This is a genomic window from Komagataeibacter sp. FNDCF1, assembly GCF_021295335.1.
Classification (GTDB): Bacteria; Pseudomonadota; Alphaproteobacteria; order Acetobacterales; family Acetobacteraceae; genus Komagataeibacter.
Genome location: NZ_JAIWOT010000001.1, coordinates 3,290,517 through 3,315,345 on the forward strand (window position 1 = coordinate 3,290,517; position 24,829 = coordinate 3,315,345).

General features: G+C 61.8%; 21 protein-coding genes and 1 pseudogene. 11 read left to right on the forward strand and 11 right to left on the reverse strand.

Features of this window, described 5'->3' with window-relative positions; all coding sequences use genetic code 11:
* The first annotated feature begins 58 nt into the window (after positions 1-58).
* From LDL32_RS15455 to LDL32_RS15465, 3 genes are read left to right on the forward strand one after another with little or no spacing between them, the layout of a single operon-like run.
* Positions 59-1,666 carry a lysine--tRNA ligase gene (locus LDL32_RS15455; RefSeq protein WP_233068323.1) on the forward strand — a complete coding sequence of 536 codons (1,608 nt, stop codon included), beginning with the start codon at positions 59-61 and terminating at the stop codon, positions 1,664-1,666.
* A 10-nt stretch (positions 1,667-1,676) separates the two neighbouring features.
* A complete protein-coding gene (locus LDL32_RS15460) occupies positions 1,677-3,776 on the forward strand; it encodes a lysylphosphatidylglycerol synthase domain-containing protein (RefSeq protein ID WP_233068325.1) in 2,100 nt (699 codons plus the stop codon).
* 40 nt (positions 3,777-3,816) lie between these two features.
* The gene (locus LDL32_RS15465) at positions 3,817-4,545 is read left to right on the forward strand and encodes a MarC family protein (RefSeq protein ID WP_233068327.1); all 729 of its coding nucleotides are present in this window, start codon (positions 3,817-3,819) and stop codon (positions 4,543-4,545) included.
* 92 nt (positions 4,546-4,637) lie between these two features.
* On the opposite strand, the gene LDL32_RS15470 is transcribed toward LDL32_RS15465, so the two are convergent.
* The 7 genes and pseudogenes from LDL32_RS15470 to thpR all read right to left on the reverse strand — a co-directional run bounded on the left by LDL32_RS15470 (position 4,638) and on the right by thpR (position 11,946).
* Positions 4,638-5,255, reverse strand: coding sequence for a uracil-DNA glycosylase family protein (locus tag LDL32_RS15470; RefSeq protein ID WP_233068329.1), 618 nt, complete (start codon positions 5,253-5,255; stop codon positions 4,638-4,640).
* A 10-nt stretch (positions 5,256-5,265) separates the two neighbouring features.
* Positions 5,266-5,397 carry a hypothetical protein gene (locus tag LDL32_RS17890; protein ID WP_255673827.1) on the reverse strand — a complete coding sequence of 44 codons (132 nt, stop codon included), beginning with the start codon at positions 5,395-5,397 and terminating at the stop codon, positions 5,266-5,268.
* Between the two features lie 76 nt (positions 5,398-5,473).
* Positions 5,474-6,540, reverse strand: a protein-coding gene (locus LDL32_RS15475) for an IS630 family transposase (RefSeq protein ID WP_233064331.1) whose coding sequence is annotated in 2 segments (ribosomal slippage) — positions 5,474-6,054 and positions 6,054-6,540 — 1,068 coding nt in all. Because the reading frame shifts where the segments join, the coding sequence is not laid out codon by codon here.
* A gap of 82 nt (positions 6,541-6,622) precedes the next feature.
* A pseudogene (locus tag LDL32_RS15480) lies at positions 6,623-7,135 on the reverse strand (Sir2 family NAD-dependent protein deacetylase); the annotation flags it as partial.
* A 141-nt stretch (positions 7,136-7,276) separates the two neighbouring features.
* Entirely contained in the window at positions 7,277-8,683 is a 1,407-nt protein-coding gene (locus LDL32_RS15485; protein ID WP_370636717.1) for a cytochrome c, read from the reverse strand.
* A 53-nt stretch (positions 8,684-8,736) separates the two neighbouring features.
* Complete coding sequence (locus tag LDL32_RS15490) at positions 8,737-10,956, reverse strand: PQQ-dependent dehydrogenase, methanol/ethanol family (RefSeq protein WP_233068332.1); 2,220 nt, start codon at positions 10,954-10,956, stop codon at positions 8,737-8,739.
* Positions 10,957-11,406: 450 nt separating this feature from the next.
* Positions 11,407-11,946: an RNA 2',3'-cyclic phosphodiesterase gene (gene thpR, locus LDL32_RS15495; protein WP_233068333.1), complete on the reverse strand. Its 540-nt coding sequence runs from the start codon at positions 11,944-11,946 to the stop codon at positions 11,407-11,409.
* Positions 11,947-12,142: 196 nt separating this feature from the next.
* Between thpR and LDL32_RS15500 the strand changes: the two genes are divergently transcribed.
* From LDL32_RS15500 to cyoD, 5 genes are all read left to right on the forward strand, one after another.
* Positions 12,143-12,922 carry a Bax inhibitor-1/YccA family protein gene (locus LDL32_RS15500; RefSeq protein ID WP_233068334.1) on the forward strand — a complete coding sequence of 260 codons (780 nt, stop codon included), beginning with the start codon at positions 12,143-12,145 and terminating at the stop codon, positions 12,920-12,922.
* 658 nt (positions 12,923-13,580) lie between these two features.
* Complete coding sequence (cyoA, locus tag LDL32_RS15505; RefSeq protein ID WP_233068335.1) at positions 13,581-14,507, forward strand: ubiquinol oxidase subunit II; 927 nt, start codon at positions 13,581-13,583, stop codon at positions 14,505-14,507.
* A gap of 5 nt (positions 14,508-14,512) precedes the next feature.
* Positions 14,513-16,507, forward strand: a complete 1,995-nt coding sequence (cyoB, locus tag LDL32_RS15510; protein WP_233068336.1) for a cytochrome o ubiquinol oxidase subunit I — start codon at positions 14,513-14,515, stop codon at positions 16,505-16,507.
* A complete protein-coding gene (gene cyoC, locus LDL32_RS15515) occupies positions 16,507-17,112 on the forward strand; it encodes a cytochrome o ubiquinol oxidase subunit III (protein ID WP_233068337.1) in 606 nt (201 codons plus the stop codon). Before cyoB ends, cyoC begins: the two co-directional genes overlap by 1 nt.
* Positions 17,112-17,441, forward strand: coding sequence for a cytochrome o ubiquinol oxidase subunit IV (gene cyoD / locus LDL32_RS15520; RefSeq protein ID WP_014106571.1), 330 nt, complete (start codon positions 17,112-17,114; stop codon positions 17,439-17,441). Before cyoC ends, cyoD begins: the two co-directional genes overlap by 1 nt.
* A 127-nt stretch (positions 17,442-17,568) precedes the next feature.
* Here the strand turns inward: cyoD and fdxA are convergent, their stop codons facing one another.
* From fdxA to LDL32_RS15535, 3 genes are all read right to left on the reverse strand, one after another.
* Complete coding sequence (gene fdxA / locus LDL32_RS15525) at positions 17,569-17,901, reverse strand: ferredoxin FdxA (RefSeq protein WP_039732808.1); 333 nt, start codon at positions 17,899-17,901, stop codon at positions 17,569-17,571.
* Positions 17,902-18,090: 189 nt separating this feature from the next.
* The gene (locus LDL32_RS15530) at positions 18,091-18,390 is read right to left on the reverse strand and encodes an RNA-binding S4 domain-containing protein (protein ID WP_233068338.1); all 300 of its coding nucleotides are present in this window, start codon (positions 18,388-18,390) and stop codon (positions 18,091-18,093) included.
* Between the two features lie 5 nt (positions 18,391-18,395).
* Positions 18,396-21,014: a helicase-related protein gene (locus LDL32_RS15535; RefSeq protein ID WP_233068340.1), complete on the reverse strand. Its 2,619-nt coding sequence runs from the start codon at positions 21,012-21,014 to the stop codon at positions 18,396-18,398.
* 128 nt (positions 21,015-21,142) lie between these two features.
* Here LDL32_RS15535 and LDL32_RS15540 point away from each other — a divergent pair, with 128 nt between their 5' ends.
* From LDL32_RS15540 to LDL32_RS15550, 3 genes are all read left to right on the forward strand, one after another.
* Positions 21,143-22,585 carry a M17 family metallopeptidase gene (locus tag LDL32_RS15540; RefSeq protein WP_233068341.1) on the forward strand — a complete coding sequence of 481 codons (1,443 nt, stop codon included), beginning with the start codon at positions 21,143-21,145 and terminating at the stop codon, positions 22,583-22,585.
* Between the two features lie 163 nt (positions 22,586-22,748).
* Positions 22,749-23,171: a MarR family winged helix-turn-helix transcriptional regulator gene (locus LDL32_RS15545; RefSeq protein ID WP_233068342.1), complete on the forward strand. Its 423-nt coding sequence runs from the start codon at positions 22,749-22,751 to the stop codon at positions 23,169-23,171.
* A gap of 49 nt (positions 23,172-23,220) precedes the next feature.
* Positions 23,221-23,676, forward strand: coding sequence for a hypothetical protein (locus tag LDL32_RS15550; RefSeq protein WP_233068343.1), 456 nt, complete (start codon positions 23,221-23,223; stop codon positions 23,674-23,676).
* Positions 23,677-23,743: 67 nt separating this feature from the next.
* Here the strand turns inward: LDL32_RS15550 and LDL32_RS15555 are convergent, their stop codons facing one another.
* Positions 23,744-24,781, reverse strand: a complete 1,038-nt coding sequence (locus LDL32_RS15555) for a glycosyltransferase family 4 protein (RefSeq protein WP_233068344.1) — start codon at positions 24,779-24,781, stop codon at positions 23,744-23,746.
* Positions 24,782-24,829: the final 48 nt, after the last annotated feature.

Here is a 24,829-nt window from a genome sequence, read left to right on the forward strand (position 1 = left end):
ACAGGGTGTGGAATAGGATAATTGACCCGCGTCCTTCCTGCCCATAGCTTGCCGGTCCATGTCAGAACAGCATCCTTCCCTTATCTCGCCCCTTCCCAAGTCCTGGCCGTTCGAGGAGGCGGCGAAACTCGCGGCCCATGTGGGCGGGCGCGAGGTGGGTGCGGCACGTCCCGCCCTGCTTGAAACCGGCTATGGCCCGTCCGGCCTGCCCCATATCGGCACGTTTGGCGAGGTGGCGCGTACATCATGGGTGCGTCAGGCCTTCACGAAGCTGACCGGCCTGCCCACGCGGCTGCTGGCGTTTTCCGATGACATGGACGCCCTGCGCAAGGTGCCCGAAAACGTGCCCAATCAGGAGATGCTGCGCCAGTTCATCGGCAGGCCGCTGTCGCGCGTGCCCGATCCGTTTGGCACGCATGAATCCTTTGCCGCCCACAACAATGCCCGTCTGCGCGCCTTCCTTGACGGGTTCGGGTTCGAATACGAATTCGCCTCTTCCACGCAGTATTACGAAGGGGGCCGCTTTGATGCGGCATTGAGACGCGTGCTGGAAGTGCATGACCGGATCGTGGCCGTGATCGCCCCCACGCTGGGTGAGGAACGCCGCGCCACCTATTCCCCCGTGCTGCCCATCCACCCGCGTACCGGCCAGGTGATGCAGGTGAAGATGGATGCCATCGATGCCGCAAATGGCACCGTGCGCTGGACCGATGACGAAGGTGAGACCTTCGAGACCCCGGTCACCGGCGGCCATGCCAAGATGCAGTGGAAGGCCGACTGGGCCATGCGCTGGTACGCGCTGGGCGTTGATTATGAAATGTCGGGCAAGGACCTGATCGACAGCGTGCGCCTGTCGGGAAAGATCTGCCGTATCCTTGGCGGCCAGCCGCCCGCGGGCCTGACCTATGAGCTCTTTCTGGACCAGAACGGGCAGAAGATTTCCAAGTCCAGGGGCAATGGCATATCGGTCGATGAATGGCTGCGCTATGCCCCGGCCGAAAGTCTGGGCCAGTACATGTTCAACGCCCCGCAGCGCGCCAAGCGCCTGTTCTTTGACGTGATCCCCAAGGCAACGGACGAATATCTGGCCCATGTGGCGAAGGCAAAGACCCTTGCGGCCGATGACGCGCAGCTTCTGACCAATCCGGCCTGGTTCATCCACAAGGGCACGATCCCGGCGGATGCGGGCAGCCCCGTCACCTTTGGCATGCTGCTCAACCTGGCCAGCGTGGCCAATGCCGAGACACCGGACGTGCTGTGGAAGTTCATCCAGCGCTATGACGCGCAGGCCACGCCCGAAAGCTGCCCGATGCTGGCGCGGCTGGTGGAACACGCCATTGTCTATTATGCCGATTTCGTGCGCCCCACGAAGCATTACCGCGCCCCGGATGCGCATGAGCGCGCGGCGCTGGCCGATCTGGCCGAGGCCCTGCGCGGGCTGGAGGGGACGGAGGCAACACCCGATGCCTGTCAGAACCTGGTGTTCGAGATTGGCAAGACCCATGGTTTCGAACCGCTGCGCGCGTGGTTCGGCTGCCTGTATGAAGTGCTGCTGGGGCAGAAGGAAGGTCCGCGTTTCGGGATTTTTGTCGCATTGTACGGGATTGCGGAAACCGTGGCCCTGATCGAGGCGGCCCTGACCCGTAACGAGGGAGCGGCGGCCTGAGGGCCAGCCCATGGCGGCACGTCCATCGCAAGCGGGCGGCGGCCCGCCTGATGAAACGGGACAGGCTCCCCCCGGGCCGTCACCCGCGCGGCGCAGGAGCGCGCTGATCCGCCACCTGCCGCATGTGATCGGGCTGCTGCTTCTGGTCGGCGCCGTGATCGTGGTCCAGCGGGAAGTGCGCAGCCTGCACTGGCACGACATAAGCATGGCGCTGGCCGCCATTCCCGCTACCACGCTCTGTGCGGGGGCGGGCTTTACGTTGCTGTCCTATCTTGTCCTGTCCCTGTATGACTGGCTTGCCGTGCGGCAGGTCGGCTGCAGGCTGTCCTTCAGGCGGACTGCATTTGCGGCCTTCTGTTCATATGTCCTGTCGCACAATCTTGGTTTTTCAGCCATTTCCGGTGCGGCCGTGCGCTTTCGGCTGTATGGCAACTGGGGGCTCCGACCGTTCCAGGTTGCCCAGATCATTGCCTTCTGTTCGGCCACCTACCTGCTGGGGGCCGCCGTGCTGGTGGGCGGTGTGCTTCTGCTGGAGCCGGGAACGGTGCCGTTTATCGGCAAGACGCTGCCCGCAATGGTGCTGCGGCTGGCGGGCGGACTGCTCTGGGCCGGGGTGGTGGCCTATGTCATCACGGGCCATTATGTGGACGAGGTAAAGGTCTGGCGGTGGCGCATCACTTTCCCCTCATCCGCCATGGCGGTCATGCAGACCGTGGTGGCGGCGCTGGAAGTGGCCGCCACCGCCGCCATCGCCTATACCTTCCTGCCCGTGGCGCATGGGCTGGATTATGGCACGTTCCTTGCCATCTACATCGCCTCCTACACTGCGGGGCTGGTGGCAAGCGTGCCCGGCGGGCTGGGGGTGTTCGACGGCACCATGATGCTGGCGCTGGGCGCCTACGTGCCCGCAACCCGCATCGTGACCGCCATCCTGATCTTCCGGCTGTTCTACTACATCGTGCCCCTGTTCGTGGCGGGAATCATGTTTGCCTCCCACGAACTGTTCCTGCGTGGCGATGCGGCCCTTGCACGCAAGAACGGTGCCCGCAGCCCGGTGCGCGGCCCCCGTACCGGTCGCGCCAGCCAGGTCATCCGGGAAAGTGAGGCCGATTTTTCCGTGGCGGTGGCCACCGGCGCGGTTTCGCTATGTGGCGGCCTGCTTCTGGCGCTGACCCTGCTTGACCCCGAGAACTGGCTTAATGCCGGACGTCTGCAGCCGGTCTTTGCCATGGTGGGGGACTACCTGCTTTCGCTGGCCGGTGTTGCGCTGATCGGGCTGGGGATAGGCCTGTCCCAACGTGTCATACTGGCATGGAAGGCCACGCTGGTTTTGCTGGCGGGGGCGTGCGTGCTGACCCTGCTGCGTGGCTCGCCCATGGCGGTACCGGGGCTGCTCATGCTGGTCTGCATGCTGATTGCGCCGTTCCGTGGTTCCTATTACCGCCATGCCCGTATCATGAGCGAGCCTCTTTCCTCCCAGACCATCCTTTCACTGGTACTGCTGATCAGTTCCATCGTGGTGCTGGTACTGGCGGGACCGCATGATTCGGCGGGGGGAAGCTGGTGGGAGATCATGCTGTTCGCGACCCGCCCCGGCATCGCGCAGTGGACTCTGGGGCTGGCGGTCATGCTGGGCCTGACCATGATCGTGCGGCTGGTACGGCCGGGGCGCATTCCCGTCATGCCATGGGATGCGGCCACGCGTGCGCAGTACGGTGCGCTGGACCATGCGTTCGAGGGGCTGGGTCAGGTCACCCCGCCCCCCGCAGGTCTGATCGCCGGCGCGCGCCGGCAGGCCCTGCTGCCGTTCGTGCGGCTGGGGCCGTACCTGGTCGGACTGGGGGACCCGGCAGGCAATATGGACGACTGTGTTTCCGCCATCTGGTGGCTGCGTGACCTGGCGGTGCAGGAAGGCTGCCAGCCGGTTTTCTGGCGGGCGGGCATGTGCCTGCTGCCGGTCTATAACGAACTGGGGCTGACCCCGTGGCCCCTGACGGATGAGGGAGATCGCAGCCATCCCTGTTTCCTGTGTGCGGCGGCAGATGACCTGACCATGGTCAGGGCACTCATGCGCAAGGCCTTCGTGCCAACCGGAGCGGATCGGTGCTAAGGATCATGCACCATCGTCTGACCAACAGAAGGCACGGGCCATGACGGCACATGCGGGGCTGCTGACCCATTTTTCCACCGTGGTGGGGCTGCCCAGCCTGTCGGGTGCCTTTCTCATGGCGTTTCCGGCCCTGTTTTCCATCGTCAATCCGCTGGGTGCCGCCCTTATTTTCGCGCAGGTCACGGGGGGGCAGTCACGGCGGACCTGTGTCGCGCTGGCGCGGCAGGTTGCGTTCTATTCCGCCGTGCTCATGCTGGCTTCCATATGGGTCGGGGGGCTGGTACTGTCGTTTTTCGGCATTACGATCGATGCGCTGCGCATTGCCGGTGGGCTGGTGGTGGCCGTGCGGGCCTGGTCACTGCTTCAGGCACCGGAGACGGAAGAAGCCCGCAAACAGGCCCAGGGCAGCACGGTACAGGCCAGCGCCAACATCATGGGGCAGGCGTTCTTTCCCCTGACCATGCCCTTTGCCGTAGGCCCGGGCACGATTGCGGTAGCGATTGCATTGGGGTCCGAAGGGCCGCCAACGGGCAATCATATGGTGTTCTATGCCGTGCTCTCGCTTGCGGGCGTGCTGGTGGCGGCCATTGTATGGGCAGCCTATACCTATGCCGATCAGCTGCTTTACCTGCTGGGCACGACCGGCACGCGTATCGTCTCGCGCCTGGCCGCACTGATCCTGCTTTCCATTGGCGTGCAGATCCTGATTACGGGTGTGCAGGGTGTCATTCTGTCCAGCGCGCATGCCGTGCTGCTCATGGCCAGCTAGAAATCGCCGGATTTCCGCCCCACGCGACGATGGAGTACCAGATATTCTTGCATACCGGGCGCCGTCCCCCTGCCTGGCTGTGGGCCAGCAGGTCAGGAAGTGGGAGCTGGTGCGATAGCGGGTAATGGCTGACCTGCCAGCACGGCCTGCACGCAGGCCCGCAGCGCCGGCAGCACATCGCTGCCAAAGCGTGGCGTGCGTCGCTCCCACGCCCCGGTGCGCCATGAAGGGTGCGGCAGCGGAAAGTACCGTGGCAGATACCGGCGGAAATCAAGACAGCGTTCGCTGACCCGTCCCCTGCCCAGAATATGCTGCTGGGCATAGGACCCCACCACAAGTGTCAGGGTGATGTCTGGCATCTGTGCCATGATGCGCGTGCGCCACTGCGGCGCGCATTCAGGGCGGGGCGGGCAGTCTCCGCCCTGTGGCAGGCGGCCGGGATAGCACAGCCCCATGGGTACCAGCGCGATACGACTCGAATCGTAAAAGGTCGCCCGGTCTATGCCCATCCAGTTACGGAGCCGGTCGCCCGATGCGTCGTTGAATGACTGCCCGGTTTCATGTACCCGCGTGCCCGGGGCCTGACTTGCGATCAGCAGCCGTGCCGTGCGGGAGACATGCAGCACCGGACGGGGACCAAGCGGCAGATGGGCGGCACAGATCTGGCAGGCGCGGATGGCGTCAAGCAGTTCCTGCAGGGTTTCGGTCATGGCCCGGTCCCTATGCCGCCAGCAGGTCGCGTACCCATGGGGGCACGGTGCGGGTGGCTGGTCCCAGAATGACCTGTTCGAAAGCGGAAGCTCCCCGTGGGGCTTCAAGGTTGAACAGCACCGTATCCGCATGATCGGTCACGCTGTTTACAAACCCCGCCGCCGGATAAACGACGCCGGATGTGCCGATGGCAACGAACAGGTTATACCAAGGGCTATCACCTTTGACCTATATGAGCCCAGTTTCTGAGACCGATGGATCGGATGGTCTGTGGCAGGGCGGTGAGGTTGTTCCATGCGGTGCATGCGGCTTCGATGATGTGTTCGATGCCACTGAACACGGTGTTGGACAGCCAGTTGGCGCGGAGGAACTGCCAGATATTCTCGACCGGGTTCAGTTCGGGCGCGCGGGACGGCAGGAAGACCAGGCTGACGTTGCGCGGCAGTCTGAGTTTGGGTGTCGTATGCCAGCCGGCACGATCGAGCAGGACGACGGCATGGGCGCCGCGTGCGACGCAGCGTGAGATTTCCTCGATATGCAGTTGCATGCTGGCCGTGCCGGTAAACGGCAGCACCAGGCCTGCCGCCTTGCCAAGTGCCGGGCAGATCGCCCCGAACAGCCAGGCATTCTCGTAGCGCTGGTCGGCCGGCTGGCGTGGTCGGGTGCCACGCCGCGCCCATTGTCGGACAAGGCCGTTCTTCTGCCCGATGCGGGCCTCGTCCTGAAACCAGAGTTCAATCCGCCTGCCCTTGGGCAGATGTCCGGTGTGGGCGCTCAGGATCGTGGGGAAGTTTTTTTAAACGCGTCCATGACGGATGGATCCTGTCCGGGGTGACGCGGACGCGCGCTGACGTGGCTGAACCCAAGCCGCTTCAGCAGGGTGGAGACATGGCGTTCGTGATAGGAGACGCCAAAACGCTCTTCGATGACCCGCTGAAGATCGACCCGACGCCAGCGCACCACACCGTCCCGGGCACGGTCAGGCCCTGTCGTGACCAGCGCCGATAATTCTGCCAGTTGGTCCGCTGTCAGGCGGCAGACCGACCCGTTGCGCCATTGGTCCCGCAAACCATCCGGCCCCGTAGCATTGAACCGGTGCACCCAGTCCCGCAGGGTTTGCCGGTCCATGCCGCCGATCCGCGCCGCTTCGCCACGGCTGGCACCATCGCGCACCGCAGCCAGAGACAAAAGGCGCCGTGCAACATTCGCATCCCGCGTACGAGAAGCCAGACGTCGTAACGCAGAAGCCGTATAATCCGTCCGTAAAGCAATCGCACCAGCCATTCCCGATCCTCCCTCTCACAACAGAATCAGAACAGGCCCTTCGCGTCACTTCACAGATGAGTCAGAGACAATAGCCCTTGGTATTACAGTCATCCAGTCGCCGGGCAATGGTTTCCATATGATAGGGCATCTCCCCGAACCAGACGATATCGGGCCGCAGCGTGGGCCGCGTGCAATGGGGGCAGGGGGTATCAGGATAGCAGTCGGTGTGCCAGGGCGGAGTCGCGTGGCAGTGGGTGCAGCGCAGGCGCAGCAGTTCACCATGCATGTGGATTACATCATGGCTCCCGGCGCGTTCATGCAGGTCATCTATGTTCTGGGTGATGATGGTGATCTGGCCATCCCACTGGCTGTCCCGTGCCGCCTGTTCCAGTCTGGCCAGTGCCTCATGGGCGGCATTGGGCTGCACACCAGATAGCTGTGCCCTCAGGCCGTTATAAAAACGGTCCACACGGAGCGGGTCATGCCGGAAGCCTTCCGGTGTGCAGATATCCTCGATTCGTTCATGATTCCATAACCCGTCCGCACCCCGGAACGTCTGCAGTCCGGATTCCTGGCTTATGCCCGCGCCAGTCAGTACCACGATGCGCTGCATGCTGGAGTCTCCCCTTGATGATCGCATGATGCAGTGTGGGCGCGCGCCCTACATAAGAAAACCGCCATGGGCGGAACCCATGGCGGTTTTACAGATCCGGCATTCAGGGAAAGGGTGGCTCCGGGGAGCCACCCTGCCGCATTACTGTGCGGCGTCCTGACCGGTGTGTGTCTGCGGTGCAAACGTCCAGCCTGAGCCATAAGGCTGCGGCAGGAAGACCGACCAGCCACTGCTCATGCTGTTCCAGCCGGAACTGGAGACCGGAGCCCCCGTGTCACGCAGCTTGGTTACATCCGCAGCCGTCACGCTGCCGGGTGCCTTGTTGCCCCAGCTGGTGCGGATGAAGTTGACCACATCAGCAATCTGCTGGGCGGACAGCGACTTGCTGTAACCCGGCATGGCCACCGCGGACGGTGCCCAGTTGCTCGGCGGCAGCACGCCACCATGCGCAATCACGTTCACCAGCGAGGTCGGGTTCTCGGTCACGACAACCGGGTTGCCGGCCAGCGGCGGGAACATGCGGGCCACACCACCACCGTCGTTACGGTGACAGATGGCGCATTCCTTCACATACGTATCAGCACCCGGGACACTGGCGGTATTACCCGAAGCCAGCATGGTCGCGGTGGACGGATCGTAGGTGTAGCTACCCTGTGAAGGCGGTACCGGCGGCAGGCTCTTCAGGTACTTCGCGATGGCATGCAGGTCTGCATCGGTGAAGTACTGGGTGCTCCATGCCACCACATCGCCCATGCCACCGAATACGGCGGAGTGGTCGATACGGCCGGACTTGAGGAAGGTGTAGATGTCATCCTCGGACCACCGGCCCAGACCCACGACCGGATCATTGCGCAGGCTCGGCGCGACCCAGTTGTCGATCGGTGCGCCACCGGACAGGAAGTCAGGACCACCGGATGCATCCAGGGCCTTTTCCTGCATGGCGAAGCCACGTGGTGTATGGCAGGCGCCGCAATGGCCCGGCCCCGTCACCAGATAGTCACCCCGTGCGATATCGGCATCCGTGCCGGGCGCAGGGACGTACTCCTTGGGCGAGGGCGAGAACATCATGCGCCAGATGCCCAGCGGCCAGCGCATGGACAGCGGCCAGGAAATTTCCGGCTGCTTGTCAGGCTGCGCGACCGGCTTCACCCCGTGCATGAAGTAGGCATACAGCGCCTGGATGTCTTCCTTCGTCATGCGTGAGAAGGAGGGATAGGGCATGGCCGGATAGAGCGTGGACCCATCCTTGCGGATGCCATGCCGGATGGCCTGGTCAAATTCCTCGAGCGTGTAACGGCCGATACCGTAGGTCGGGTCCGGCGTGATGTTCGTGGAATAGATTGTGCCGATGGGGCTCTTGATCTCGAGTCCACCCGCATAAGCCTGACCGTGGAGGGAGGTATGACACGCTACGCAGTCACCCAGTCGTGCGACATACGCCCCCTTTTCGACTAGCGCGGAGTCGGCACTGGGCGTCTGAGCCAATGCCGTCCCTGCCAGCAGACTAAACGCTGCCGCGCTGAATGTCACCTTAAGCCTGTTGATCATTATGTTCACCATCATGCGTCGCGTCGATGCGAAAAATTGTCAAAACCGGGAGATTACGGCTGCTGCTCGGGGATACCGGCAGTGTTCTTCCGGGCATCAACTTCCCTCTGATAGGTCTCGTTCGCACGCTTGATCAGGAACTGACGGATGTCCTCAATCTCGGTCGGGTTCATGCTGCTGTCGAAGCGGTCCATACCATAGGCGGTAAGCGCGCCGCGGCCGACAACGTTGTAGAACGCATCCTCATGACGGATGGAACCGGACCAGCGCAGGTCAGGCAGCACACCGGCACCTTCGGCATTGTCGCCATGGCAGGCGGCGCAATACGTCTGGAACTGGAAGTAGCCGTTATCCGTGCGCTTGCTGTCGAATTCCGCCGGCGGCTTGACGGGCAGGAAGCCCTGGTCGTTCTGCTTGGGCAGCGGGCTGGACTTGCCATCGAGCGAGAAGGCGATGATGCGCGAGTGGTTGACGGTCCAGCCGCTGGTACGGGCCAGGCCACCAAGGAAGAACGGATAGATGCCGCCCCAGCCCACTTCAACCGCAACATACTGCTTGCCATTGGCAAGGTAGCTTACAGGCGGCGCAATGATGCCGCTGTCTGCCACGAAGTGGAACAGGTCGGAACCGTTCGTCGCGTCATAGGCATGGAATTCGCCGTTTGCCAGGCCCTGGAACAGCAGGTCGCCGCCAGTTGCCAGGATACCGCCATTCCACGGACCCTTGTGGTCCACGCGCCAGGCTTCAGCCTGCTTCTGCGGATCCCACGCCACGATCCAGCCCTTCAGGTCCTTCACGAAGGCCTGCTTGGCTTCGGGCGAGTCGGGAATGCCGACCTTGTTCATGTCCAGACCCAGGTTCCAGCTGTCCGGGTGCGGGGTGAAGCCGCCAACCTGGTTGGTGTACAGGAAGGGAACCTGCTGCGCCGGGATATAGACCAGTCCGGTCTTGGGGCTGAACGCCATGGCCGCGAAGTTATGGCCGCCAAGGTCGCCCGGAATGCCGTACCAGTCCTTGCCCGTAAGCGTATAGAGCGCATCGGGGTTGTAGATCGGGCGACCGGTCTTGGGATCAAGGCCGCTGGCCCAGTTCACATAGACGTAGTTCTTGCCCGAGATGAACTCGCCGGTCTTCGCATCGATGATGTAGAAGAAGCCGTTCTTCGGTGCGTGAACGATGACGTGGCGGGTCTCACCGTTGATCGGCAGGTCAAGTGTCATGATCTGCTGGACCGAGGTGAAGTCCCACTGGTCCATCGGCGTTTCCTGGAAATGCCAGACGTACTCGCCGGTTTCCGGCTTCAGTGCGACGATGCTGCCCAGGAACAGGTTGTCGCCCTTGCCTTCGGAACGGTACTTGTAGTTCCACGGCGAACCGTTGCCCACACCCAGATAGACCAGGTCGGTCACGGGGTCATACACGAGCGAATCCCACACCGTGCCGCCGCCACCCTGGCGGGTCCAGGCGCCGGTCGGGCTCCAGGTCTGGTAGGCCTTGTTCATCAGCACGCTGTCGGACGCGGCGTGGTCAGGCTCGTTCTTGGGGTTCGGAACCGTGAAGAAGCGCCAGTCGACCTTGCCGGTTTCCGCATCGAATGCCGTGACGAAGCCACGGGCACCGAATTCGGAGCCACCGTTACCGATGATCACGCGGCCCTTGGCGATGCGCGGCGCGCCGTCAACCGTATAGGAACGCTGCTTGCCCAGCTGGGCTTCGGGCGGGATGGTGTTGACACTCCAGACCAGCTTGCCGGTCTTGGCGTCCAGCGCGATCAGGCGGCCATCGAACGTGCCGAAATAGACCTTGCCATTCCAGTAGGCGGCGCCACGGTTGACCGTGTCGCAGCAGCCCTTGTCGGCAATGTTGCCGGGCACGCGCGGGTCATAGGACCACAGCAGCTTGCCGGTCGCGGCATCAACGGCCTTCATCATGCTCCAGTTGGTGGTGGCGTACATGACACCATCGACAACCAGCGGCGTGCCTTCCTGGCCACGGTTGGTATCGAGATCCAGATACCAGGCCAGCTTGAGGTTACCAACGTTGGAACGGTTGATCTGGTCCAGCGGGCTGTAACGCTGTTCAGAATAGGTGCGGCCGTAGGTCATCCAGTTGCCGGGGTGATCATCGGCATGGATGATCGCTTCCCCCGTGGCGCCCTGCCCCTCATCCGCGGATGCCATGACGGCATGACCCGAGATGAGAGCCGCACATATCGTTCCGGCTGTAAGCGTTCTGCTCAGAGAACGTCTTTTTCCGAAAACGGCAGAAATCATATGTGATGTCCTCCGAAAACTAACGGTTTCGAATTCAGGACGCCCGCCACTGCAACTTTCCGCCCGGGCAGGCTTTCTGAATGCAACCGGGAAAAAGCACGGGGCGCGCTTCTTTCCCGACCAGACAGGAAACCGGCTTCAGGCAGGCTGGAAAAGCAGGTAGTCCGTTTCATCCGAACATACTGAGGCTAGCACGCCCGTCTCCTGACATTTTAGTGTTCAGGATCACGGAAACGTGAACATGTTGTCGTATAAGCAATGATCCAGATAACTTCGTAATGCAGATGTTTCCTGAAAATCTGTTGATATAGCTATAAAAATGACAAGATGTGTCTCGCGGGCACAGGTAGGCCATTCACAATAGGTCGGCAGAAATATATTTTTATTATTCATAAATGGAATGAATTTTGAGTTACATTTCCGCCGAACGGACAGCCGGACGGCGGAGAATCAGGACGCCAGCGGGTAATGTTCCAGTGCCTCGTAAAAGGGGCCGTCAGCCTGGCGGATGGAGCGGAAAAGGGTAAAGTGCCCTACCATTTCAGCCTCCCGCATGGATGGAAGGCCAGCCAGCCAGCGCTGCCGCCGTGCGGGATCCGGATTCTGCAGCCGCCCCAGTGTGACATGCGGCACGAAGCGTCTCCCGCCCGGTGTCGGCATGGGCAGGGCACGGTTAAGGACCGAGCGGATGCGGTTGCGCAGGTGTACCAGGGCAGGATCCGGCGCGCAGCCGATCCAGAGCACGTCGGCGCCAGGGGTCTCGAACAGGCCGGGAGCCGTCAACCGTACCGGGGGAGGTGCCGCATGGATGGAGGCAAGCGCATGATGGATCTCCTCCAGCAGATGATACTGGCTGATTTCCCCAAGGAAGTGCAGCGTGAGGTGATAGGACTCCGGCGCGGTCCACTCCACGTCGGGCAGGCTGCCCCGCATTTCGCCAAGTGCATGGATGATGGCAGGCGGAAGTTCCAGACCAATGAAAAGACGCATGAAGATCCTGCCTGTAAAAGGGAGAAAGAGCATATGCCGGACTGACAGGTGTACAGTATATATAAGGAGATGTGCCCGCAGGGCATGTTGCCGTATTGTAATGCGTTGGACACGCTGCCGTGCTTGAACGTGTTCTACCATGATCCCACATGCTGGGAGAGGCACGTCAGTCAAGGACGTGGAGGAAGGAAACACAATGGCTTTTGGCCCTGATTCGCGGAGTTTCATCCGCCCCACCGCTGATAGCGCCGCGGGCTCTGTCGATATGGGCCTGCGGGCCTATATGCTGCGGGTCTATAACTGGATGGCATCGGGACTGGTCCTGACCGGGATTGTCGCGTACCTGATTGCCAATACCGGTCTGCAGGCGCTGTTCTACCAGCATGTGCCACTCCCCACGGGGGGGATGGCACTCAGACCGACCGCACTGTCCATGCTGGCGATGATCGCCCCGCTGGGCTTTGTCATGGTCATGTCGTTTGGCGTCAACAGGCTGTCCACCCAGGCGGTGCAGACCCTGTTCTGGCTGTTCTGTGGCGTCATGGGCGCCAGCATGTCCAACATCTTCCTGGTATTCACCGGCGTTTCGGTCACGCGGGTGTTCTTCATTACCGCTGCCACGTTCTGCACCATGTCGATCTGGGGTTACACGACTCGTACGGATCTCAGCCGCTTCGGCTCGTTCCTGATGATGGGGCTGTTTGGGCTGATCATCGCGGGGGTGGTGAACATGTTCCTGCACAGCCCGGGTCTGTATTTTGTCTACAGCGCGGTTGGCGTGCTGCTGTTCGTTGGCCTGACCATGTTCGACACCCAGCGCATCAAGGCGACCTACCAGCAGTTTGCCTATTACGAAGGGGCGGACCAGGCGGCCAAGCGTTCCGTTTATGACGCGCTCAACCTGTACCTGAACTTCATCAACCTTTTCCAGTTCCTGCTGCAGTTCATGGGTGTGCGCAACAACAGCAACGACTGATATGGTCGTGTAGGAGTCCTGACATATCCAGACCGATGGGGTCTGGTATGAAGAATACGGGAAGGGCCGTCACGCAAGTGGCGGCCCTTTTTCGTGAAATGAGACCTTCAGCGTGCAGTTTGTTAAAAAAGATAAGACTTATTCATATATAGAAAATATTAAATGACGAGAGTGTGAGGTGGATGTCACTTAGGCAACTCATTGTAAAATATGGCCTTTTTTAAATAAATTTTTGGAAATGAAATCTATTGAAATATTATGTGAAGGCTTGCCTCTGAGGCCATTCCGGTCGGATAACCCTTGAATAGAAAAACTATATGAAAGGGTATGCGGCACAGAACATGCGCTTCAGCACACAGGATGGCATCGCGATTTATGGTCCGATCTGCCCTGATAGTAATGATTACGTAAGGTCTGGCGGGCCGTATTGATCAAGATCATGGTCAGCCGGTCGGCTACTAACTCATGACGGATGCAAACCGAAAGCGAGCGTTTTTCGATTTCGGAAGTCGACTTAGGCGCGATGTCGCTGGGTGCCGGGGGAAAGCCGGATGCGTTTTTCCCGCCAAGCGTATAACGTGGCCGTTGTTGTCTAAGCCCGTGGATGAAGCGAGGATGTGAGCAAAACAGGGTGATGTCGAAACCAACGAGGCGTGAGATGAAGAAAAAAATCTTGCCAAGATTAACAAAGCTGATGAGTCTATCTTCAGCAGCGCTGTTAGCAGGCTGCACATGGGATACACTCGACCCCAAGGGCGTGATCGGTGCTCAGGAAAAAAGCCTGATCCTGACCTCGACCTACGCGATGCTGCTGGTTGTCATACCGGTATGTATCCTGACGCTGCTGTTCGCATGGCAGTACCGTCAGTCCAACACTTCGGCGGAATACCTGCCGAAATGGTCGCATTCCAACAAGATCGAGGTTGTCATCTGGGCCGTTCCCAGCCTGATCATCCTGTTCCTGGCGGTGCTGACCTATCAGACATGTCATTCGCTTGACCCGTACAAGCCGATTGAGGCTGATGCCAACGTCAAGCCCATTCATGTCGATGTTGTGGCACTGGACTGGAAGTGGCTCTTCATCTATCCGGATGAGGGGATCGCGACCGTCAACCAGATGGCCATGCCGGTGAATACGCCGGTTGATTTCCGGATCACCTCTGACTCCGTGATGAACTCGTTCTTCATCCCGCAGCTCGGTACGATGATCTACGCCATGGCCGGGATGCAGACACAGCTGCATCTGATCGCCAATGAAGCGGGTGATTTCCAGGGTGAATCCTCCAACTTCAGCGGCCGTGGCTTCTCCGACATGCGTTTCCGTGCGCTGGCAATGCCTGCGGACCAGTACAGCGCATGGGTAGAGAAGGTTAAGGCTTCTTCCGAGCAGCTGGACAGCGCAAGCTATCCGAAGCTGGCCGCGCCGAGCGAGGCCAACCCGGTTGAATACTTCTCGCATGTCGATGCGGGTCTCTTCGATGATATCGTTGCCAAGTACAACAACGGCATGGTCATGGATAAGAGCACCGGCAAGATGCTGCATGTGCAGCAGTCCGCGATGTCCGACATGAACATGAAGGAATAGGACAGATGTTTGGCAAATTGACTTTGTCGGCCATTCCTTATGATGTGCCGATCCTTGTTGGGACGTTCATCGGTGCGGCCATTGCTGGCCTCGCTGTTGTCGGTCTCATCACCTATTACGGTAAATGGGGCTACCTGTGGCGTGAATGGCTGACCTCGGTCGACCACAAGCGCATTGGTGTCATGTATATCGTTGTTGCCCTCGTGGCGCTGTTCCGTGGTTTTGCGGACGCGATCATGATGCGCTCCCAGCTCGCGCCGGCCTATGCCGGTAACCCCGGCTACCTGCCGCCGCACCATTATGACCAGATCTTCTCCGCCCACGGCACCATCATGATTTTCTTCATGGCCATGGCGTTCATGCAGGGTCTGATGAACATCGTGGTGCCGCTGCAGATCGGTGCGCGCGACGTGGCCTTCCCCTTCGTGAACACGCTGAGCTTCTGGATGACGACCATCAGCTTCCTGCTGGTCAACGTCTCGCTGTTCATCGGTGAGTTCTCGCAGTGCGGCTGGCTGGCCTATCCGCCCCTGTCCGAGCAGCAGTTCAGCCCCGGTGTCGGTGTTGACTACTATATCTGGGCGGTTCAGCTGTCCGGTGTGGGCACGCTGCTGACGGGTGTGAACTTCTTCGCCACCATCGTTAAGATGCGTGCGCCTGGCATGACCTACATGCGTATGCCGGTGTTCACCTGGACCATCTTCTGCACGACCGTGCTGATCATGGTTGCCTTCCCGATCCTGACGGTCGCCATGGGCCTGCTGGGTCTGGACCGTTACCTGGGCATGCACTTCTTCACCAATGACGGCGGCGGCAACCAGATGCTCTATCTGAGCGTGATCTGGGGCTGGGGCCATCCGGAAGTGTACATCCTGGTCCTGCCTGCCTTCGGTGCCTTCTCCGAAATCACGCAGACCTTCTCCCGCAAGCCGCTGTTCGGCTACAAGACCATGGTCTACGCGACCGCTTCCATCATGGTCCTGTCGCTGGTGGTGTGGGTTCACCACTTCTTCACCATGGGTGCCGGCCCGAACGTGAATGCGTTCTTCGGTATCATGACGATGATCATCGCGGTTCCGACCGGGGTGAAGATCTTCAACTGGCTGTTCACGATGTACAAGGGGCGTATCGAATTCCACGCGACCATGTACTGGGTGATCGGCTTCATGATCACCTTCTCGATCGGTGGTATGACGGGCGTCATGCTGGCCATCCCGGCCTCTGACTTCGTTCTCCACAACTCGCTGTTCGTGATCGCCCACTTCCATAACGTGATCATCGGTGGCGTGTACTTCGGTTACGTTGCTGCCATGAACTTCTGGTTCCCGAAGGCTTTCGGCTTCAAGCTGAACGAAACCTGGGGCAAGCGCGCGTTCTGGCTGTGGTTCGTTGGCTTCTACTTCGCCTTCGTTCCGCTGTATGTCCTTGGTTTCGAGGGCATGACCCGTCGTATGAACCACTACGACAACCCCGAATGGCACCCGTGGCTGCTGCTGGCTGAAGTTGGCGCCGTCATGATTGCTTGCGGTATCGTGTGCCAGCTGACCCAGCTGTATGTCTCGATCCGTGACCGTAACCTGGCTGAAAACCTGGACCTGACGGGCGATCCCTGGAACGCACGTACGCTGGAATGGTCCACGTCTTCGCCCCCGCCGTTCTACAACTTTGCGATCCTGCCGGAAGTGCATGAGCTCGATGCTTTTGCTCACGACAAGGAAGCTGGTATCGACACCCGTCAGGCCGGTGGTAACTACCAGCCGATCCACATGCCCAAGAATACGGCATGCGGTTTCCTGATCGGTGCCTTCAGCTTCGTGCTTGGCTTCGGTGCGATCTGGTACATCTGGTGGCTGGCGGCCGTCGGTCTGATCGGTGTCATCGCTACGGTGATCGCCCGCTCGTCCGACAATGACGTCGACTACTATGTGCCGGTGTCCGAGGTGGTTCGCATTGAGCAGGAGCACACCCATAAACTTATGGCAGCACAGGCAGCGGAATAATGGCGCAAAACATGACTGCTGATGCAGGCCATGCCCATGATGAACACCACGAATCTCCCGTGGTGTTCGGGTTCTGGCTGTATCTGATGACGGACTGCATCATCTTCGGTACACTGTTTGCAGTGTTCGCGGTGCTGCGTGACCAGTTTGCCGGCGGTCCGACCGGCCACGAAGTGTTCGAACTTTCGGGTGTTGGCATTGAAACGGCAATCCTGCTGTTCAGCTCCATCACCTACGGTTTCGGCATGATTGCTGCCCACGAGAACAAGGTCAGCACCATGCGGACCTGGCTCGGGGTGACCTTCCTGCTGGGCCTGGGCTTCCTGTTCATGGAAATCCGTGAGTTCTCGCACATGATTGCCGAAGGCAACGGCCCGGATCGCAGCGCGTTCCTGTCGTCGTTCTTCACGCTGGTTGGCACGCATGGTCTGCATGTCACCTGCGGCCTGCTGTGGATGGCGGTCCTGCTGTTCCAGACGGCTGGCAAGACCGAGCTGAACGAGCGCATGATGGGCAAGCTGACCTGCCTCAGCCTGTTCTGGCACTTTCTGGACATTGTCTGGATCTGTGTCTTCTCCTTTGTCTATCTGATGAGTGTGATCTGATGGGAGACCATATTTCTTCCTCGGGAGAGAGCCACGGGAGCGTAGGGTCTTACCTTACCGGGTTCGTACTTGCTGTTATCCTCACGGTTGCAGCATTCGGTCTGGTGATGTCGCATGCGATGTCACCCTCCGCCACGGGCGGGGCGATTGCCCTGCTGGCGGTTGTCCAGATCGTTGTTCACCTGATCTACTTCCTGCACATGAACGGTTCGTCCGAGCAGCGCTGGAATGTCATGGCATTTGTCTTCACGGTGCTGTCGGTTCTGGTCCTTGTGGCCGGCACGATGTTCATCATGCATGACACGTCCATCAACATGATGTCGCGCTAAGCGGTATCATGTCGGGGTTCGGGAGCAGGTGACTGCCCCCGGGCCGGACAGCATAAAAAAAGACCGGCACGGGATACCGTGCCGGTCTTTTTTATTGGGGAAAGTGATCCCGCGGCCACGGCCGGGATCAGCCTTTCTGCGGTTCGGGAGAGAGAAGCTCCTTCTTGTTGGGCTTGTCTTTCCATTCCTCGGCATCGGCCGGGGCATCGAGCTTGCGCGTGATGTTGGGCCACACGGCGGCGTATTTGGCATTCAGTTCGGCCCAGGGGGTGGCGCGATCGTCGCTATCGGGGAAGATGGCCTCAGCCGGGCATTCGGGTTCGCACACACCACAGTCGATGCATTCATCCGGATTGATTACGAGAAAGTTCTCACCCGCGTAGAAGCAGTCAACCGGACAGACTTCGACACAATCCGTGAATTTGCAGCGAATGCAGTTTTCGGTGACCACATAGGTCATCGCCTATCTCCGATCATTATTTGTTCGGCCTGCGGCAATAGGCCCGGCCATTGAAAGGGATGAGGCGCCACGCGGGGCATGACCTCATCGGGAATGGCGGAAGATATGAGAGTGTTTTCCTGTCGTGGCAAGCCCAAGACGGCGGGTAATGCATAATCAGGGCCAGCATGGGCGGCAGTGCCACAATATTCAGACAGTTTCCGGAACAATTTCATACAGAAGTTGTGCAAGCGGCGCGGATTGCCGCCGTTCGGCACAGGCCCTGACATGTATCACGATGACCGTCTTCCTGTCTGGCGCGGGCAGGGTCAGGATATCCCCGATATGGACCTGGGCATGGGCCTTGGTCACGCGCTGGCGGTTTATGCGGACCTGCCCGCCTGTTGCCAGTTGCGCGCAGGCAGAGCGGCTCCGGCCAAAACGGGCATGGAGCAGCCACAGGTCCAGCCGCTGGACAGTTATGGTCGGGGGGGATTGGGGCTGTTTCATGGCGGTCAGGAACGGTTGAAAAGGGTGGCAAGGGCGGCAAAAGGGCTGTCGGGCCGGGTGGAACGGCGGCCCGGTGCGGGCTGCTGCGGCTTTCCGGCCCTGCGGGGGGGCGTGCGGGGTGTTTTTCCTTTCCTGCCATTCTCGTCCCTTGGCTGGAACCGGATCATGAGTGGCGCGGGCGGCCCGTAACTGTCAGCCGCCATGGGGCGGGGATGATGGACCCGCAGGTCCAGCCCCTTCATTACGGCAGGGAGCATTTCACGCCGTACGCCCAGGCGGGAGGCGAGGAGAGGGGGGAGTGGCACGGGCGCATGCCGGGTCATCCGCGCCAGTTCAAGAACGAATTTTTCCGCTATATCCAGCCTGATCCGCACCGGCCCCGCATCCAGCCAGCCCATCCGGTCCATGAAGGCGGCAGGCAGCGCATCGGGTGCAAGGGTCACGCGGCCCATGGCGGGCAGGGGCGGACAGGGCATGTCCAGGCTGATCGCCACAAGCCACCCGCGCAGTTGCATCGGGCGTTCCTTCAGGATTGCGGGCATGAACATGCTGTAATGCCCGACCCGTATGCCAAGCTGGCGCAGGCGGTGGAGCATGTCCGGGCGGGGGCGTTCGCCACGGTGCAGGGGGGCGATGCCCGCGCCCTCCAGCAGGCGGTGCACGATACCGCGCAGTTCCGGCGTGCCGGCCACCGCCGCCTGCACGGCGAACAGGGGCGCAAGATGCGTGCGCACTACCTGTCCGATCCACGACTGGAGGCGATCACGGATGCGCTCGCGCTGCGCATTGTCCAGCAGCGGGTTGTCAAGCACCTGCGGGCGGGGGGAAAGGACATCCCCGCCGGGGCGCATGCGGGCGATGGGCATGCCCTGCCACAGCACATGCGTCCCGTCGGCGGAGAAGACGAACTGCTGGTCATCATCACCCACCAGCAGGGCGACACGACGCGGAATTTCGCTGCGCACCGCCCGGCGGGCCGCGCGCATGAGCAGGCGGCCATCCTCGGCGTCCGTGTGTTCGCCCGCGATCAGGTCCAGTCCGGCAATGCGACCGACCTCATGCCCTTCCACCACCACGTTGCCCTGTGCGGTCACGGCGGAGAGCAGGCTGTCGTGCCCCCCTTCATCCAGCCGGCGGATCAGGGTCGTGGCGCGGCGGTCGACAAAGCGGGCAGTCAGCTGTTCGTGCAGCACATCGGACAGACGGTTCTCCGCCTCCCGCGTGCGGGCCTGCCAGTGCGCGGCATTGGTGATCCAGCTGGTCCGGGCCGCGATATAGCTGCACACCCTTATGCCCGCCAGCCGCTGCATCAGGCTGTCTATGGTGCCTTCCGTCTGGAAGAAATGGGTGATCTGGTTTTCCATCCACGCCGCCGGGATACGCCCATCGGTAATGAGATGGGTGAAGATGCGGCCGCACAGGCGGATATGGCTGTCATCACCCAGCTTGCGGAAATCGGGGATCTGGCAGCTTTCCCACAACAGCCGTGTGGCGGCGCGGGAATGGACCAGCGGGCGGATATCGCTGTTCGCCGCCAGTGCCGACAGGGTCAGCACGTCGCTTGCCTCATGCCCCGCCACCAGTTCCGGCCGGGGCGACGCACGGTTGAGGCTGGCCAGCAAGGTGGCGGGGGAGGAAAAGTCAAGCGCGCTGTTCCGCCATGCCAGGCGGGTCAGCGGGTCGAAACGGTGTTCCTCCACCGCTTCGGCCAGTTCCTCGTGCAGCGGGGGACAGGTACCGGTGGTGCCAAACGTGCCATCGCGCAGGCCACGCCCGGCGCGGCCCGCCACCTGCGCGATTTCCCCCGCATTGAGCGGGCGCACCCGCGTGCCATCGAATTTGGACAGGCTGGCAAAGGCCACATGGTTCACATCCATGTTCAGCCCCATGCCGATTGCATCGGTCGCGACCAGATAGTCGACTTCCTTTTCCTGGTACAGCGCCACCTGCGCATTGCGCGTGCGCGGTGAAAGCTGGCCCATGACAATGGCGCATCCGCCCCGCCTGCGGCGCAGCAGTTCGGCAATGGCGTAAACTTCGCTGGCGGAAAAGGCGACAATGGCCGAACGCGGGGGCAGGCGTGTCAGCTTGTGGCTTCCCGCATGGGTCAGTTGCGACAGGCGGGGCCGGTGCTCGATCTCGATGCCCGGCACCAGCCTGCGGATCAGGTTGCGGATGGTGTCGGCGCCCAGGAACATGGTCTCCGCCGTGCCGCGGGCATGGAGCAGCCGGTCGGTAAAGATGTGCCCCCGGTCCGGGTCGGCGCAGAGCTGGATCTCGTCCACCGCCACGAATTCCACCCGCCGGTCCAGCGGCATCGCTTCCACCGTGCACGAAAACCATCGTGCATTGGGCGGGATGATCTTTTCCTCGCCCGTTATCAGGGCCACGGCCTGCGCGCCCTTGCGGGCCACCATGCGGTCATAGTTCTCGCGCGCAAGCAGCCGGAGCGGGAAACCGATGATGCCGGAGCCATGCGAGAGCAGCCGTTCCATGGCCAGATGGGTCTTGCCGGTATTGGTCGGGCCGAGCACGGCCCGCACCACCCTGTCGGAATGGGAGCCGGAACCCTGTCCGGCCACTGTGCGATAGGGGCCACCAGTGCCCTTGGGTACACCCGTCATGATGCCATGCTCCGGCCAAGTGGCGGCAAATGCAAGCAAAACAACATGTGCGTGCCCTCGGGTGTTGCGTTGGCCGGATGCCGGACGCACCCTGCCCGATACGAAGCCATGCAGGATAGGGACGTTCAATGAACCCGTTGCAGACACATGACAGCCTGATTGCCCATGCCAGCGTTGGCGGGGAACCGGTCGGTACGGTGCATGCCATCCGCCCCGACATGCTTGATGGACTGCCCGCGCTGGTGGGCGAAGGGGCCGCCCGCTTTGCGCGGCAGGCCGGTTTTGCCGCGCGGCACGGGCAGGTCCAGCTCCTGCCCGATGCGGATGGCACCATTACCACCGCGCTGCTGGGTATTGCGGCGGAAGCGGAAGGTGCTGACCCGTTCGTGTTCGGTGCGCTGCCCGACTCGCTGCCCGCGGGGCCGTGGCGGGTCAGCGCGCCCGCCGATGTCACGGAGATGGAGATCGCGCTTGGCTTCTGCCTTGGCGCCTACCGCATGCCCGCCTTTGGCCGTGATACCGCACCCGCCGTACCCGCCGCGCGGCTGGTGGTGGCGGACCCGGCAGGGCAGGCCGCCAGCCAGATGGCGCAGTGCATGAACCTGGCCCGTTCGCTCATCAACACGCCACCCAACCTTATGGGACCGGATGATCTTGCCGCCGCGGCGGAATCCGCCCTGCTGCCGCTGGGGGCGCAGGTAGCTGTCCTGCGGGGCGCCCGGCTGGAGCATGATTTCCCCACCGTGCTGCATGTAGGCATGGGTTCGGAGCGTGCGCCCTGCGTGGTGGAAGCGCACTGGCAGGGCAGTGCTGCCACCGATGACGCGCCCCTGGTCTCGCTGGTGGGCAAGGGGGTGTGCTTTGACACGGGCGGCTATGACCTCAAGCCGCCATCCTCCATGCTGCGGATGAAAAAGGACATGGGGGGGGCTGCCATCATGCTTGCCCTTGCGCGCCTGATCATGCTGCGTGACCTGCCGGTCCGGCTGGAACTGCGGCTGGGCTGCGTGGAGAACAGCGTATCCGGTCGCGCCATGCGCCCATCCGACGTGGTGCGGACCCGCGCGGGGCTGACGGTAGAAATCGGCAATACCGATGCGGAGGGGAGACTCGTGCTGTGTGACCTGCTGCACGCGGCCTGTGGCCACCAGCCCGACCTGCTGGTCGATGCCGCTACCCTGACCGGCGCGGCCCGCGTGGCGCTTGGCCCGGATGTGCCAGCCCTGTTCAGCAACAATGACGAAACGGGTGAGGCTTTCGTTGCGGCTGGCCTGTCCTGTGGCGACCCGCTGTGGCGGCTGCCGCTCTGGCCGGGATACCGTAAATGGCTGCGCAGTCCGGTGGCAGACCTGAACAATATTTCATCCAAACCGATGGCGGGAGCCATTACGGCGGCTCTTTTTCTGGAGCATTTTGTCAAAACTGATGTGCGCTGGGTTCATATCGATACGTATGGATGGAATGATTCTGCACGGCCTGGCCGGCCGGAGGGTGGAGAAAGTCTAGGTTTAAGAGCAGTTTATGAATCCATATTAAAAATATTTAATATACAGGACAGAATGCAACGTTAAAGAAACAATCCTGATGGCGAACTAATTTGCCTGTTGCGACTTATATATGCCGTAAATGCCAATTATATAGGCAGCACCAGACAACATCATTCCAGCCCCGGTCCGATTCCGCATTCAGGCGGGCCAGGGGCGGGCCTGATAATTCGACAGAGGATTTCAACCGATGGCCAAGGCATCCCCGGCTAATACGGACCAGACGATCAACTCACTGCGCGACACCATTGTCGCCATGGTCCGCCGTGACGGCCCGGACCTGTCAGCACGCCAACTGGCCGTGTTCCTGACCTGCTATCTCAGCGATGACGCACACACCGTGCGTGGTCTTGCTGCGGAACTGAACGTGTCCAAGCCCGCCATCACCCGCGCGCTGGACCGGCTGAAGGACCTGGACCTGGCCCGCCGCACGCCGGACCCGATGGACCGTCGTTCCGTGCTGATCAAGCACACGCTCAAGGGCAACGCCTACCTGCGCGACCTGTGCCGCATCGTGACCGAAACCGCGGGTGCCGCACAGGAAAAGGTGGCCCCCCCGGCCCGCAAGGCACCCCGCGCACGCCGCGCGGAGGAACTGCGCCGCGCTGGCTGAGTTATCTGCGGGTCACCACGTATCCAGGAACGGAAAGGGTCTGATTCCCATGCGTATGTCACGCCGTCTGGCTGTTCTCGCCATTGCCATGGCGCCTCTTGCGGGTCTGCCGCACATGGCCATGGCTGAGGAATCCTCGCTCGGCACACCGTCGGGTGAGGTGAGCATGAAGTTCAAGTCACTTGATATTGGCGTCGGCCACACCTGGGGTACCGGCAAGCTGGTGTTCCAGCACCATACCTACCGCTTCAAGATCGAGGGCGGGTCGCTCGCGGCCGTGGGCTATGCCAACATCAAGGGGCATGGCACGGTCTACAACCTGAACAGGGTCAAGGATTTCGAGGGCAGTTACGGTGCCGTGAACGGTGACGTGACGGCAGGCACCGGCATCGGGGCCGTGCTGCTCAACAATCCGGCGGGCGTGCGGATCCGGCTTGATACATCCAGTTCCGGTGGCCGCCTGGCCGCCGCGGCACAGGGTATGAAGATTACCCTGACCAAGTAGTGGACCCACTATCTGCCGCTACGGGACGGGGGGAATGGCCAGCAGGCCGTTCCCCCCGTTTTTCGTTCTACCACGCCAGTCCCGCCACGTGGCGGACCCGCCGGGCAACGGTTACGCCCCAGGCCACTTGGATGCAGCCCAGCATGATCAGCGGCGCTGTCAGGCCCACGACATGCAGCCCCACCGCTGCCGCCGCCATGCAGCCGCACAGCGTGCCCCCCCAGGCCAGCAGCGTGACATGGGTGGCCTGCATGCCCGCGCGATGCGCCATCTGGTAGACATGCTCCCGGTGCGCGCGCATGAGCGCACGCCGCAGCGCCGCCCGGCGCAGCAGGGTAAAGCCCACATCCGCCAGCAGGCCATACAGCATGAGCGGCATGAGCACGCCCCCGTGGGCCAGGTGGGGCATGGCGGCCATATGCAGTCCCAGCGCGCCCAGCACCAGCCCGCAGCACTGGCTGCCCACATCCCCCATGAACAGCCGCGCATGGGGAAAGTTGAAGGGCAGGAAGCCCGCGATACCGGCCGCCAGCACCAGTGCCGTGCCCCATGTTCCCACGCCACCGTGCGCCACAAGGCACAGCCCCGCCGTGGCCAGTGCCGCAACAAGCGTGCAGCCACTGGCCAGCCCGTTCAGCCCGTCCATGAAATTCAGCGCGTTGCACAGCACCACAAGCCATAGCGCGCGTAACGCAAGTCCCGCCCCGTTCACGCCGTGGCCTTCCGCCACCATACTGCCCCATGCCACCAGCAGGGCTGCGGCACATTGGGCGCCCAGCTTCCATGTGGGTGGCATGGGGTACATGTCATCACGCCAGCTGAACAGGCCCAGCCATACGGCTGCGGCCAGCAGTGTCATGTCCCCGGCATCGGGGGTATGGCGGACCAGGATCTGCAGCAGCGGCACGCCGGTCACGAATACGGCCAGAATCGCCAGCCCGCCCCCCTTGGGCACGGGTACGGCGTGAGCGCTCCGGCTGTCCGGATAATCCATGACATGCAGCCCGATGACCCGCCGTGACAGGACCGCCGCCATGATGGTGGCGGCAACCAGCAGCAGGGTGGCAGGGGTAACTGCACCATGAAGGACATGCGCAAGGGTCATGAAAGTGGGGTATCGGGCATGATCTCTCCTTCTTGCCCTCTCTCCGCT

Coding starts and splice junctions, on each gene's coding strand:
- cyoB (WP_233068336.1), top strand. CDS start 14,513: ATGTTTGGCAAATTGACTTTGTCGGCCATTCCTTATGATGTGCCGATC.
- LDL32_RS15545 (WP_233068342.1), top strand. CDS start 22,749: ATGGCCAAGGCATCCCCGGCTAATACGGACCAGACGATCAACTCACTG.
- LDL32_RS15500 (WP_233068334.1), top strand. CDS start 12,143: ATGGCTTTTGGCCCTGATTCGCGGAGTTTCATCCGCCCCACCGCTGAT.
- LDL32_RS15460 (WP_233068325.1), top strand. CDS start 1,677: ATGGCGGCACGTCCATCGCAAGCGGGCGGCGGCCCGCCTGATGAAACG.
- cyoD (WP_014106571.1), top strand. CDS start 17,112: ATGGGAGACCATATTTCTTCCTCGGGAGAGAGCCACGGGAGCGTAGGG.
- LDL32_RS15535 (WP_233068340.1), bottom strand. CDS start 21,014: ATGACGGGTGTACCCAAGGGCACTGGTGGCCCCTATCGCACAGTGGCC.
- LDL32_RS15540 (WP_233068341.1), top strand. CDS start 21,143: ATGAACCCGTTGCAGACACATGACAGCCTGATTGCCCATGCCAGCGTT.
- LDL32_RS15550 (WP_233068343.1), top strand. CDS start 23,221: ATGCGTATGTCACGCCGTCTGGCTGTTCTCGCCATTGCCATGGCGCCT.
- cyoA (WP_233068335.1), top strand. CDS start 13,581: ATGAAGAAAAAAATCTTGCCAAGATTAACAAAGCTGATGAGTCTATCT.
- LDL32_RS15555 (WP_233068344.1), bottom strand. CDS start 24,781: ATGACCCTTGCGCATGTCCTTCATGGTGCAGTTACCCCTGCCACCCTG.
- LDL32_RS15530 (WP_233068338.1), bottom strand. CDS start 18,390: ATGAAACAGCCCCAATCCCCCCCGACCATAACTGTCCAGCGGCTGGAC.
- LDL32_RS15490 (WP_233068332.1), bottom strand. CDS start 10,956: ATGATTTCTGCCGTTTTCGGAAAAAGACGTTCTCTGAGCAGAACGCTT.
- LDL32_RS15470 (WP_233068329.1), bottom strand. CDS start 5,255: ATGACCGAAACCCTGCAGGAACTGCTTGACGCCATCCGCGCCTGCCAG.
- LDL32_RS15485 (WP_370636717.1), bottom strand. CDS start 8,683: ATGATCAACAGGCTTAAGGTGACATTCAGCGCGGCAGCGTTTAGTCTG.
- thpR (WP_233068333.1), bottom strand. CDS start 11,946: ATGCGTCTTTTCATTGGTCTGGAACTTCCGCCTGCCATCATCCATGCA.
- LDL32_RS15465 (WP_233068327.1), top strand. CDS start 3,817: ATGACGGCACATGCGGGGCTGCTGACCCATTTTTCCACCGTGGTGGGG.
- fdxA (WP_039732808.1), bottom strand. CDS start 17,901: ATGACCTATGTGGTCACCGAAAACTGCATTCGCTGCAAATTCACGGAT.
- cyoC (WP_233068337.1), top strand. CDS start 16,507: ATGGCGCAAAACATGACTGCTGATGCAGGCCATGCCCATGATGAACAC.
- LDL32_RS15455 (WP_233068323.1), top strand. CDS start 59: ATGTCAGAACAGCATCCTTCCCTTATCTCGCCCCTTCCCAAGTCCTGG.